This window comes from Streptomyces sp. MBT53 (assembly GCF_016654115.1).
GTDB lineage: Bacteria > Actinomycetota > Actinomycetes > Streptomycetales > Streptomycetaceae > Streptomyces.
Window position 1 is genome coordinate 25879 of record NZ_JAEQAZ010000077.1, and the last position, 11707, is coordinate 37585.

Below are 11707 nucleotides of genomic sequence, written 5' to 3' on the forward strand. Positions count from 1 at the left end.
CACGAAGGGTCTCCAGGACGACGATCCCGCTCTGCGGTCAGGACGCGAGCGGGCCCTGCATCACGAGGGCGAGGCTCTGTTCGGCGTCGTTGTTCAGGGCGTTGCGGAAGGCGCTGTCGTAGGCGTCGTCGCCTACCGCCTTGCGGGCCTGGTGCTCCCATTCCTCGCGGACGGCGGAGAGTTCGGGGGTGCCGTGGTTCGGGTGGCCGAGCATGCGCCAGAAGGTGTTCCCGGTACCGGACGTGCGCGCCGCCGCGATGCCGTTGCCCTGGACCGCGTTCGCCCCGGTGAGGAGATCGAGCGCGAGCGCGATGCCGAGGTTGTCGTTGAGGTTGTGCTTGCTGGTGAGCATGGCCCGGGCATGGAGTTCGGCGTCGTGCGCGCGCCCCTGGAGGAGGTCTATGAAAGCGAGTTGGTGGAACGCGTACGACCGAGCCCAGTGCTCGCCGTACCGCACGCTGAGGCGGCGCAGGGCGACGGCCGCCTCGTAGGCCTCGGCCAGCCGGCCCAGCGCGGAGTGCGCGAAGGTGCGGATCACCATGCAGCAGAGCTGCGGGGCGCCCGACGGCGGCGACTGGCCGTGGGTGATCAGGGCGTGGTCGCAGACTTCGTACGCGTCCTGGGGGCGGCCCGCCATGAGGTGGGTGAGGCCTACGGTGTGGGCGGCGAAGAGTTCCGACTGCGGGTCGTCGTCCTGGTGTGCGGCGGCGGTGCATTCCTCCCCGATGCGCAGGGCGCTGCGGTGGTCTCCCTGGAGGGTGAGGGTGATGCCCAGGGCCCACAGGGCGCGGGTACGGGAAGGGCCCTTGGGTGTGTCGAGGGCCAGGGTGCGTTCGAGGTAGTCGCGGGATTCGTGGAGGTGCCCGCAGCAGGGCCAGAACAGGCCGGTGCGGCCGGCCATCTCCACGGCGGACTCGGGGTCCGTCTCGATGAGGTGGTCGAGTGCCGCGCGTACGTCGCTGTGGCTGGCCGAGATCCGCGCGTACCAGGCGACCTGCTGTTCGCTGAGCCAGCCGGCCTCGGCCTCTTCCAGCACGGTGGCGAAGTGCGCGGCGTGGAGGTGGACGAGTGTCTGCTCCTCACCGAGTTCCGCGAGCCACATGGCGCCGTACTCGCAGAGCGTGTCCAGCATGCGGTAGCGGACGCCCACTCGTTGCAGCACGGACTGGTCGGCCAGCCGGTCGAGGAGCCGGGGGACGGCGTCGGCGTCCAGCGGGCCGCCGGCGCAGACGGACTGCGCGTCCGCGGCGTCGAAGGGGCCGCGGAAGACGGAGAGCCTGGCCCAGAGCAGGCGTTCCAGCGGGGAACACAGTTCGTGGCTCCAGCCGATCGCCGTGCGCAGCGCCCGGTGGCGCCGGGGCCACACCGTCTCGTCGACGAGCGTGTCGAGGCGTGAGGCGAGGCGCTCGGCGATCTCGCCGAGGCTGTTCTCCCGCAGCCGCGCGCAGGCCAGTTCGACGGCGAGCGGGATCCCCTCCAGGCGGTGGCAGATGGCGGCGACGGTCTCGGCGGAGGCGGGGGAGTCGAGGGACACGTCCGGGGCGGCCGTGGCACAGCGGTCGCGGAACAGGCGTACGGCATCGCTCGCACCGCCGTCGTCCATCGACAGCGGAGCCACCTCGACGAGCTGCTCATCCCGGACACCGATGGGCTGCCTGCTGGTGGCCATGACCGTCAACCCCGGTGCGGAGGCGAGGAGTTCGCTCACCAGGAGGAGACAGGCGGGCAGTACGCGCTCGCAGCAGTCGAAGACGAGCAGCACCTGCCGGCCGGACAGCCACTCGCACAGCGCCTCGACGGGGGCGCGCGGATTGTGGTCCAGGAGATCGACGGCGTCGCAGACCGTGGCGGTGAACAGCCGGTCGTCGTAGAGGTTCGACAGGTCGACCCACCAGACCCCGTCGGCGTACCGGTCCCGGACCTGCTCCGCGACGCGCAGCGCCAGCCGGCTCTTGCCCACACCTCCGCCACCGGTGAGAGTGACCGACCGATGCTGCGTCAACGCCGTTCTGACTGCGTCGAGTTCGCTTGCGCGGCCGACGAAGCTGGTCGTCACGACGGGGAGGTTGCCTACCACGGTCCCATCCTGCACGGCCTGAGCACGGCACTAAACCCTCTCGCGGGAAACGGTCACAGGTGATCTGGCCTGGTAACCAATCGGTCGTTCCGTGTCTCGTGGTCGGTCCGCCGTGACGCCGTCGGTTCACAGGCTCCCGGGGCGGACCAGACCGGTGCGCTTGACCCCGCTCAGCAGGGGCGTGACCTCCAGGGTGGAGATGCGGGGGAGGGCGCCGATGGTGTCGCTCACGAAGCGGTAGAGCGCGTCGAGATCGGTGGCGGCGACCGCCACGAGGAGGTTCGTGGCGCCGGTGATGGCGGAGGCGAAGCGGACCTGCGGATGGCGGCTGAGCCGGCGGCCCGTCTCCTCCAGACCGCCGGGTGCGACGGTGATCCACAGCAGCGCCTCGGTACGGATGCCCAGCCGGGCCAGGTCGACCTCGGTCGCGAGCCTGAGCACCTGGTTGTCGACCAGCGCCTCCAGCCGGCGCCGGGCGGTCAGCGGGGTGGTGTCGGCGCGGTGGGCGAGATCGGCGTAGGAGGCCCGCCCGTCCTCGACCAGTGCCGTGACCACGGCGTGGTCGACGGGCTGGAGACCCTGGCGGACGGCCGGGACGGAGGGTTCCGACCTCAGGCTGGCCAACTCGCCCTCCGTCAGCAGGCCGCCGCTCCAGTCGAAGGCCGCAGGGAAGACCCGCAGCAGGATGTGCGAGGTCCACGACTGGACGGCGGGAGTGGCGGGAAGGTCGCGCAGCAGCAGCGAGTTGCGCGCGTCCGGCCCGTCCAGGAACAGGATGGTGCAGATCTCGTCACCCCCGCCGAGGACGTCCACCCAGACGGTGTCGGAGCGGCGGGCCAGGGTGGCGGCGATGGCGCTGATCTGGTTGGGCCGGCACTTGATGCGCAGGGCCAGCGGAATCAGATCGGGAAACCACAGGGGGTTGCGTACGGCGGTGGCGCGCAGCGTCCGGTCGTGGAACAGCGGTGCCGCGCGACGCACCACGGTGCGCTCCGAGATGCCGAGGACACGCCCGACCGTGCGCCAGGATGCCCGCGGGGAGGCGAGCAGCGCGGCGGCGATCCGGCTGTCCGTCTCGTTCAGCGGTTGGCCTGCCTTCGCCGGATTCCTGGATCTGCTGTCTTTCACTCGTCGTTCCAACCTCTCCTTCTGGCCCAGGGTACGAATCAATCCACTTTGTTGCGGCCGGCCCTGTCCTCCTCGCGTACTCGCCCGCTGAGATGGCGCAGAAACCGCCGCCGCAGCCGCTCGAAAGGCCCTTGATGACCATGCCGCGCACCCGCTCGTTCGTGCAGGTCGACGTGTTCTGCACCAGCCCCTACTCCGGCAACCCGGTCGCGGTCGTCCTGGACGGGACGGACCTCACCGACGACGAGATGCAGCGCCTCGCGCGCTGGACGAACCTCTCCGAGACCACGTTCGTACTGCCCCCCACCGCCCCGGAGGCGGACTACCGGCTGCGGATCTTCACGCCCGGGGGAGAGCTGCCGTTCGCCGGCCACCCCACCCTCGGCTCCGCGCGCGCCTGGCTGGACGGCGGCGGCACACCGCGCGACGCCGACCGCATCGTGCAGGAGTGCGCCGCGGGCCTGGTGACCGTGCGCCGCGGCGAGGACACCCTGTCCTTCGCCGCTCCACCCCGGGTGCGCGAGGGCGCGCTCGACGACGAGTACCTGGAGCGGATCACGGCCGCGTTCGGCATCGCGCGGGACCGGGTCGTGGCCCACCAGTGGGTCGACAACGGTCCGGGCTGGGCCGTGCTCCAACTCCCCACGGCCGAGGAGGTCCTGGCCCTCGAACCCGACCTCTCCCTCATCCCGGGCGCGATGGTCGGCGCGATCGGCGCCCACCCCGAAGGGCATCCGTACCGCTACGAGATGCGCACCTTCGCCCCCGCCGTCGACGTGCCCGAGGACCCGGCCTGCGGCAGCATGAACGCCGGCGTCGGCCAGTGGCTCACCTCCACCGGCGCCGCGCCCTCCTCCTACCGCGTCTCCCAGGGCACCCGAGTGGGACGGGCGGCGAGCATCGAGATCACGGCCGACCCGGACGGCACGGTGTGGGTCAGCGGCGCCGCCACGATCCGCATCCGCGGCACCGTCACCCTCTGACCGTGATCCTCACGCGCTGTCGGCCGAGAGCGTCTTCATGCTGACGTAGCTCGTCACGGTGGCCACACCGGGCAGGCTCGCCAACTGGTTGGCGTGGAAGTCCTCGTAGGCCGGCAGGTCGGCCACCTCGACCTGGAGCAGATAGTCGAAGTTGCCGGTGATGTGGTGGGCGTGGACCACCTCGGACAGCCGGGTCACCGTGCTCTCGAACGCGACCACGTCCGCGCGGGTGTGCCGCATCAGCCGCACCCCCGCGAACACCCGCAGACCGCGCCCGACCGCGGCGGGATCGATCAGCGCACGGTAGCCGCGGATCACCCCGGCCTCCTCCAGCTGACGCACCCGCCGCAGACAGGGGGACGGCGACAGCCCGACCCGGGCCGCGAGCTCGTTGTTGCTGATCCGGCCGTGCTGTTCGAGTACGGCCAGGATCGACCGGTCCACCTCATCCATGCTGGCAGATTATTGCTCCTGGAGTTTGCCTAGCACAATCCTGCGCCCTTGCTGCGCGCAATTTGCTGCCAAAGTTGCCGAGATCCGGATCCATCGGAGCTCCGGTCGGCCACGCTTCTTGGAGTTGGAGGCACACCGACGGTCCACGGAGGGCAGCCATGCCGGGCAGCAGCACCATCACCGTTCACGCCGATCGCGAGGTCCACCCCAGCCGTGCCGTGGCACCGCCCATCTACCAGACGGCGGCGTTCTCGGCCGAGGACGCGGAGACGTTCGCACAGGGCGCCGTCGCCCCACGCGGCACGGACTTCTACACCCGCTTCGGCAACCCGAACCACGCCCAGGTCGCGACCGTCGTCGCCGCACTGGAGCACACCGAGGCGGCCATGGTCACCGCGTCCGGCATGGCCGCGCTCACCACCGCCGTCCTGGCCCTGGTGTCCGCCGGCGACCACGTCGTCGGGCAGAAGTCCACCTACGGCGGTACGGCGTCGGTACTGCTGAACCTGCTGCCGCGCCTCGGCGTCTCGACCACCCTGGTGGACCAGACCGACCCCGAGGCGTTCGCGCGGGCACTGACCCCGGAGTCCCGCCTGATCCTGGTGGAGACCCCGAGCAACCCGCTGCTGCAGATCACTGACCTGCGCGCCGTGGCGGACCTGGCCCGCGCACACGACGTACTGACCGTCGCCGACAACACCTTCGCCACCCCGCTCAACCAGCGCCCGACCGACTACGGCATCGACTTGATCTGGCACAGCGCGACCAAGTACCTCAACGGCCACTCGGACGTCTCCGCCGGAGTGCTCGCCGGGGCGGCGGAGATCCTGGACCGCGTCTGGGACGTAGGCCTGCTCACCGGCGCCACGCTCGGCCCGATCGACGCGTGGCTCCTGCTGCGCGGCATCCGTACCCTGCCGCTGCGGATGCCCCGGCACAACGCCAACGGCCTGGCGCTCGCGGAGGCCCTGGCCGTGCATCCGGCGGTGGCGAAGGTGCACTACCCCGGTCTGGCGACCCACCCCCAACACAAGCTCGCAGCCGACCAGATGAGCGGATTCGGCGGAGTGCTCGGCATCGAGTTCACCGGCGGCTTCGAGATGGCCGACGCCTTCCTTGGCCACCTGCGCTACCCCCGCCGGGCCGCGAGCCTCGGCGGCGTCGAGTCGCTGGCCGTGCACCCGGCGTCCATGTGGCGCGGAATGCTCAGCGAGGAGCAGATAACGGAGTCGGTTCCGCTCGGCCTGGTCCGGCTCGCCACGGGCACGGAGGACACGGCCGACCTGGTCGCCGACGCGCTCGCCGCGGCCGACGCGGTGCTCGCCGATTGAGCAGCCCGCACCCCAACGATCCCCACCTGAGCCGGCCCCACTTGAACAACCCCCACATGAACAACCAGCAAGCGTCCGTGAAGGAGATCCCCCGATGAAGACCAAGACCCTGCTCGCCGGCGGCACCGTGGTCAGCATGGACCCGGCCGTCGGCGACCTCCCGCGCGGTGACGTGCTGATCGACGACGGTGTGATCGTCCAGGTGGCCGAGCGCATCGACGCGCCGGACGCCGAGGTGATCGACGCGACCGACCGGATCGTCATGCCCGGCTTCGTCGACAACCACCGCCACTCCTGGCAGACCGCGTTCCGGGGCGTCGGCGCGGACTGGACGTTCCCCGAGTGGGCGGTGGCCATGCACGGCACGGTCAAGCCCCACTACCGGCCCGAGGACGTCTACGCCGGCACCCTGCTCGGCCGCCTGGAGGCCCTGCACTCCGGGGTGACCACGATGCTGGACTGGTACCACGTCGCGCAGAGCCACGCGCACGAGGACGCCGCCGTCGCCGCGCTGCGGGACGCGCCGGGCCGCTCGGTCTTCTGCCTCGGCGCCGGCTGGGGCACCGCCGACTCCGTCGACGCCGACGTCCGCCGCGTCCGCGCCGACCTGGACGGGGACGGCCTGGTCACCATGGCGCTGGGGCTGCGCGGAGCCGAGGACACCGGCATGGACACCGTCGCCCGTGAACTGAAACTCGCGGCCGAACTCGGCCTGCGCACCAGCCTGCACGTCGACGGCGACGGTGCGAGCGGCGGCGACGGAACACGGCGACCGGTCGCCGATCTGCACGAGCACGGCCTGCTGCGGGACACCACCACCTTCGTCCACGCCAACGGCCTCGGCGACGAAGAGCTGCGCATGCTCGCCGACGCGGGCAGTTCGGTGTCGATCAGCCCGGACGTCGAGCTGAAGATGGGCTTCGGCTGGCCGATGACCGGCCGGGTACTGGCGGCGGGCCTGCGACCGACGCTGTCCGTCGACGACGTCCCGTCCGTCGGCGGCGACATGTTCTCCACGCTCCGCACCGCCTTCGCCGTACAGCGCGGCCTGGACGGCGGCCTGCGCTCGCGCGACCTGCTGGAGTTCACCACCGTCGACGCCGCCCGGTCCTGCGGACTCGACGCCCGGGTCGGCAGCATCACGCCCGGCAAGGACGCCGACATCATCCTGCTCCGCACCGACGACCTGACCGTCTTCCCGGTCACCGACCCGGCCGCCACGATCGTCAGCGCCGGTCACCCCGGTCTCGTGGACACAGTCCTCGTCGCGGGCCGCGTGGTGAAGCGCGACGGGGTCCTCGTGGGAGTCGACCTGCCCGCCCTGCGGTCCCGCCTCCTCGCCTCCCGCAACCGGATCGCCGAGGCCGCCGGCATCCCGCTCGACGGCACCTGGCGCCCGCGCCCGGAAGCGCAGTAGGAGCGTTCGGGGGGCATGTCGTACGACGCCCTCCAAGCGCGGAGACAGCGCGGGCCCCGGGGACGGACATCGTCCCCGGGGCCCGGTCGCGTGGTTACCGAGTCCGGCTCAGCCCTCGACGACGCCGGAAGCGGCGATCTCGATCTTCGCCTTGGTGGAGCCCGACTGCGAGCCCAGGGACTCGATCTTGTCGATGATCTCCTGGCCCTCGACGGCCTCGCCGAAGACGACGTGCTTGCCGTCGAGCCACGAGGTGACGACGGTCGTGATGAAGAACTGCGAGCCGTTGGTGTTGCGGCCGGCGTTCGCCATCGACAGCAGGTAGGGGCGGTCGTGCTTCAGGTCGAAGTTCTCGTCCGCGAACTTCTCGCCGTAGATGCTCTTGCCACCGGTGCCGTTGTGGTTGGTGAAGTCACCGCCCTGCAGCATGAACTGCGGGATGACGCGGTGGAAGCCGGAGCCCGCGTAGCCGAACCCGTTCTGCCCGGTGGCCAGCTCGCGGAAGTTGCGGGCGGTCTTCGGGACGACCTCGTCGAAGAGGTTGAAGACGATGCGGCCCGCGGGGGCGCCGTCGATGGTGATGTCGAAGTAGACGTTGCTCATAATAAATTCTGTCACTTTCGGTGTGATGCACACTGCCCGGCGCGGCCATGTGCCGAACGCCGGACCGTTACCTCAGATAGCCCTGATAGCAGAACTCTATCCACAGACCCGATGTCCTCACTGTCGGTACCCGCAGCGCGCACTGTGCGGGGCAGGCGGACCGGCGGGTGCCGTGGGTGGCCGCTGATAAAGTGGGACAACGCTTCGAGATCGCCGGGGCCCGTACCAAGGGGTGCGGGCCCCGGCGCGTTGCGGGCAACAGACCGAGGAAGGTTCCCATGAACGCGTCGCCGCCGACCGCCTCCTTCGCCACGCTCGGACTGCCACCCGAGTTGGTCGCGACGATGACGGACCTCGGGGTGACCGAGCCCTTCCCGATCCAGGCGGCGACCCTGCCCGACGCGCTGGCCGGCCACGATGTGCTGGGCCGGGCACGGACCGGCTCCGGCAAGACGCTCGCCTTCGGGCTCCCGCTGCTCGTAAGGATCGCGGGCCTGCGCGCGGAGCCGAAGCGGCCGCTCGCGCTGGTCCTGGTGCCGACCCGGGAACTCGCCCAGCAGGTGAGCGACGCGCTCGCCCCCTACGCGCGGACAATGGGCGTACGGCTGGCGACGGTGGTCGGCGGTCTGTCGATCAACCGGCAGCAGGCGCTGCTGCGGACCGGAGTCGAGGTGGTCATCGCGACTCCGGGGCGGCTGACGGACCTGGTGTCGCGCCGCGACTGCCAGCTGAACCAGGTACGGATCACGGTGCTGGACGAGGCGGACCAGATGTGCGACCTGGGCTTCCTGCCGCAGGTCTCGGACCTCCTGGACCAGATCCCCTCCGACGGGCAGCGGCTGCTGTTCTCGGCCACGCTCGACCGCGACGTCGACCGGTTGGTCCAGGACCACCTCCACGACCCCGTTCTCGCATCGGTCGACCAGGTGGCGGGCTCGGTTCCGGCGATGGAACACCACGTGCTGAACATCCACGGCGCCGACAAGTACGCCACGGCGACCGAGATCGCCGCCCGGGACGGCCGCGTGCTGATGTTCCTGGACACCAAGGCGGGCGTGGACCAGTTCACCCGTCACCTCCGGGCCGGAGGGGTACGGGCGGCGGCCCTGCACAGCGGCAAGTCACAGCCGCAACGCACGCACACGCTCGCCCAGTTCAAGAACGGCGAGGTCACCGTGCTGGTGGCCACCAACGTCGCCGCCCGCGGCATCCACATCGACGCGCTCGACCTCGTCGTCAACGTCGACCCGCCCGCCGACGCCAAGGACTACCTGCACCGAGGCGGTCGTACCGCGCGCGCCGGGGAGTCCGGGAAGGTGGTCACCCTGGTGACGGCCGGCCAGCGGCGCGATGTGAACCGCATGATGACCGAGGCCGGCATCCGGCCGACCGTCACACAGGTGCGCTCCGGCGAGGAGAAACTGACGGCCATCACCGGAGCCAAACGCCCCCCGGCGGGGACGAAGCCCACCGGCAACGCCCCCTTCCGCGGCATGGGCACCCGTCCGGGCCGCCCGGCCAAGGAGTCCCGCAAGGCGGCCGAGGCCCGCAAGACCGCGGAAGCCCGCGCGGCGGCCCGGGTACGCAAGGGCCGCTGACCCCACGGACGATCGTGCCGAGTCCGTGAGGCCCGGCACCGGGTTCACGCGCCGCCGACGACTCCGGGCGGGACGAACCGGCGATGCAGTGGCCGGAACTCACTTTCGGGCTGACCGCTGATACCGGCCTTCTCGACGGCGGGAGCGAGTCGTTCGGCGAAGAACGTCTGGAAGGCCTCCTCGGAGTCCCAGACGTCGGTCACATTGAGTGCCTCGTCGTCGAACCAGGCCACGTGCACCTGTGAGCCCGCGGGGGCCACCTCCTCCCAGCCCACGGTGTCCCGCACGGTGTCGTACTGCTCGGGGGTGACACCCGTCCAGCGCATGAACATCACCACAGCCAATGTCCGCTCCTCGCTCGTGTCGTGTGCGTCCGGCCATCGTCCTGCCCGACGGGGACCGGGCGAAGAGCGTACGGAGGTGCGGCACGGCCGCGGTTCACTCCTCGCGCCCGGTAGGCAGGAGTCCGCATGTCCGTGCGGAGATCTCCTTCGGTGGCGGGGAACGGTGACCTGTCCGGGATTCACTCGTTTGACGCAACGGCACCGCGCCCCGTCCGCTCCCGTCCCGGAAAGCGTTCCGTTCCATGAAACTTCGTTCGCTCCGCCCCCATGCCGGGGGTGTCAGGTCTCGGGTCCGGGAGGCCGAGTCCGTCCTCGTCGAGCAGTACGGCGATCTGGTCCGTCTGGCGCACCTCGTCCTGCCGGCCTCGCTCGGCCGACACCGACGGGTACTGGTGGCACACGCCCTCGTCCAGCGGGCGCTGCGCCACGCCGGCACGACACGCACCGGGCCCGCCGTCCCCTCGCCGCGCGGGGAGTCCCGCGCCGGGGACTCCGTCGAGCGCCGTCTCCTGGCCGAGGTGCTGCGCGCCGCGCTGGCTCATGGGCGGCGCCCGCGCATGTGGCCCGCGCGGTTCGTCCCGCCGGGTGCTCTACGGCCCCGGCTGCCGCTGGTCCTGGGGTTGCGGCTCTTCCCGCGTTCGGGCGGGGCGGACGAACTCGCCCTGGCGCAACGGCTGTCAGCGGCCCCGCCCGCTGCCCGCGCCGCCTTCCTGCTGCGTACCGTCCACGGCCTGCCCCTCGACGCCGTACGCGACCTGCTGGAGTCGGCGGACGCACCTGACCCGGACGCCGCCCTGCGCACCGCGGGCCTCCTGGAGGAGAGCTCGCGCAGATCGCCCGCCGCGCTGCTCGCCTCCCAGGAGTTCGACGCCTGCGCCCTCCAGGCCGGCCCCACCGACCTGCTGCGCCGCACCCGGCGGACCCGCCTGCTCCTCGGGGCCGCCGCGATCGGACTGGTGACGGTGGTGACCCTGGCCGTCGCGGATGACGGCACGGCACACCGCTCGGACCCCGGGACACCGGCGGCACACGGCATGCCGCGTCCGGCGGACCTGGTGCGTACGTCCGCCGGGCTGTGGGACAACACCTCCCGGGTCGACTTCACCGCCTGGCCGACCCGAGGCCCCCGCGTCCACGACCAGAACCTCCTGGACCGCGCCCTGAACGCATGGACACACCCACAGGCCCGCACCCGCCGCCACCTCGCCCCCGCCACCACCGCGACCCCACCGGCGACCGCACCACAACTGCTGTACGCGGGCGACGTCGGCGACCGCGAGGTGGTGCTCTTCTACGACGGACAGCGCCTCGCCCGCTACAGCGAGCCCCGTTCCGGGGCGCGGGACGCGGAGTTGAGCATCGCCCGCGTAGACGACGCGGACGTCACCACGGCGGCGGCCGTCACCCTCACCCCGGCGGGCGGCACCGCCCGCTACCTGTTGGCCCCCTGGGTGGCCGAGGCAGGGATCCGCGACCTGCTGCGCCCCGATGTCCTCGCCCACGCGCTGCACGTCTCGAAGGACGGCGTCACGGACCCGATTGCGATCCCGACCCTGCCCGCGACAGCGCACTGCGACAGCCGGCCGGTCCTGCAACTCCGTTCCTCGCCACGCATCGCCGAACACCACGCGTTCCTCCTCGCCCCCCTCGGCGACCTGTCCCCGGTCCACCTCACCTACACCCCCCTGCCCGGCCACGGCACACCGCCCGCCCGCCAGCCCCGCGAGGCCACCGGCCCCCAGGCCCTGACGGCCTGGGCCCACCAGGCTTGCG

Annotated in this window: 10 protein-coding genes; 5 read left to right on the top strand and 5 right to left on the bottom strand. The window is 71.6% G+C overall.

Annotated features, from left to right (window positions below; genetic code table 11):
- Positions 1 to 37 precede the first annotated feature (37 nt).
- Entirely contained in the window at positions 38 to 2056 is a 2019-nt protein-coding gene (locus JHN45_RS26310; RefSeq protein WP_307783202.1) for an NB-ARC domain-containing protein, read from the bottom strand.
- A gap of 147 nt (positions 2057 to 2203) precedes the next feature.
- Positions 2204 to 3205, bottom strand: a complete 1002-nt coding sequence (locus JHN45_RS26315; RefSeq protein ID WP_201050887.1) for an Lrp/AsnC ligand binding domain-containing protein — start codon at positions 3203 to 3205, stop codon at positions 2204 to 2206.
- Positions 3206 to 3339: 134 nt separating this feature from the next.
- Here JHN45_RS26315 and JHN45_RS26320 point away from each other — a divergent pair, with 134 nt between their 5' ends.
- On the top strand, positions 3340 to 4188 hold the full coding sequence (locus JHN45_RS26320) for a PhzF family phenazine biosynthesis protein (RefSeq protein WP_201050888.1): 849 nt from the start codon (positions 3340 to 3342) through the stop codon (positions 4186 to 4188).
- Between the two features lie 9 nt (positions 4189 to 4197).
- On the opposite strand, the gene JHN45_RS26325 is transcribed toward JHN45_RS26320, so the two are convergent.
- The gene (locus JHN45_RS26325) at positions 4198 to 4641 is read right to left on the bottom strand and encodes an Lrp/AsnC family transcriptional regulator (RefSeq protein WP_201050889.1); all 444 of its coding nucleotides are present in this window, start codon (positions 4639 to 4641) and stop codon (positions 4198 to 4200) included.
- A gap of 158 nt (positions 4642 to 4799) precedes the next feature.
- On the opposite strand from JHN45_RS26325, the gene JHN45_RS26330 reads away from it, so the two are divergent.
- Entirely contained in the window at positions 4800 to 5972 is a 1173-nt protein-coding gene (locus JHN45_RS26330; RefSeq protein WP_201050890.1) for a PLP-dependent aspartate aminotransferase family protein, read from the top strand.
- A gap of 94 nt (positions 5973 to 6066) precedes the next feature.
- Positions 6067 to 7389 carry an amidohydrolase family protein gene (locus JHN45_RS26335; protein ID WP_201050891.1) on the top strand — a complete coding sequence of 441 codons (1323 nt, stop codon included), beginning with the start codon at positions 6067 to 6069 and terminating at the stop codon, positions 7387 to 7389.
- A 108-nt stretch (positions 7390 to 7497) separates the two neighbouring features.
- Here JHN45_RS26335 and JHN45_RS26340 read toward each other — a convergent pair whose 3' ends face one another.
- Entirely contained in the window at positions 7498 to 7992 is a 495-nt protein-coding gene (locus tag JHN45_RS26340) for a peptidylprolyl isomerase (RefSeq protein WP_201050892.1), read from the bottom strand.
- 278 nt (positions 7993 to 8270) lie between these two features.
- Between JHN45_RS26340 and JHN45_RS26345 the strand changes: the two genes are divergently transcribed.
- The gene (locus tag JHN45_RS26345; RefSeq protein ID WP_201050893.1) at positions 8271 to 9590 is read left to right on the top strand and encodes a DEAD/DEAH box helicase; all 1320 of its coding nucleotides are present in this window, start codon (positions 8271 to 8273) and stop codon (positions 9588 to 9590) included.
- Positions 9591 to 9634: 44 nt separating this feature from the next.
- Here the strand turns inward: JHN45_RS26345 and JHN45_RS26350 are convergent, their stop codons facing one another.
- Positions 9635 to 9928: a hypothetical protein gene (locus JHN45_RS26350; protein WP_201050896.1), complete on the bottom strand. Its 294-nt coding sequence runs from the start codon at positions 9926 to 9928 to the stop codon at positions 9635 to 9637.
- A 248-nt stretch (positions 9929 to 10176) separates the two neighbouring features.
- Between JHN45_RS26350 and JHN45_RS26355 the strand changes: the two genes are divergently transcribed.
- A partial coding sequence (locus JHN45_RS26355; protein ID WP_201050894.1) for a hypothetical protein occupies positions 10177 to 11707 on the top strand: 1531 nt, incomplete at its 3' end.

Coding starts and splice junctions, on each gene's coding strand:
- JHN45_RS26320 (WP_201050888.1), top strand. CDS start 3,340: ATGACCATGCCGCGCACCCGCTCGTTCGTGCAGGTCGACGTGTTCTGC.
- JHN45_RS26325 (WP_201050889.1), bottom strand. CDS start 4,641: ATGGATGAGGTGGACCGGTCGATCCTGGCCGTACTCGAACAGCACGGC.
- JHN45_RS26330 (WP_201050890.1), top strand. CDS start 4,800: ATGCCGGGCAGCAGCACCATCACCGTTCACGCCGATCGCGAGGTCCAC.
- JHN45_RS26335 (WP_201050891.1), top strand. CDS start 6,067: ATGAAGACCAAGACCCTGCTCGCCGGCGGCACCGTGGTCAGCATGGAC.
- JHN45_RS26340 (WP_201050892.1), bottom strand. CDS start 7,992: ATGAGCAACGTCTACTTCGACATCACCATCGACGGCGCCCCCGCGGGC.
- JHN45_RS26345 (WP_201050893.1), top strand. CDS start 8,271: ATGAACGCGTCGCCGCCGACCGCCTCCTTCGCCACGCTCGGACTGCCA.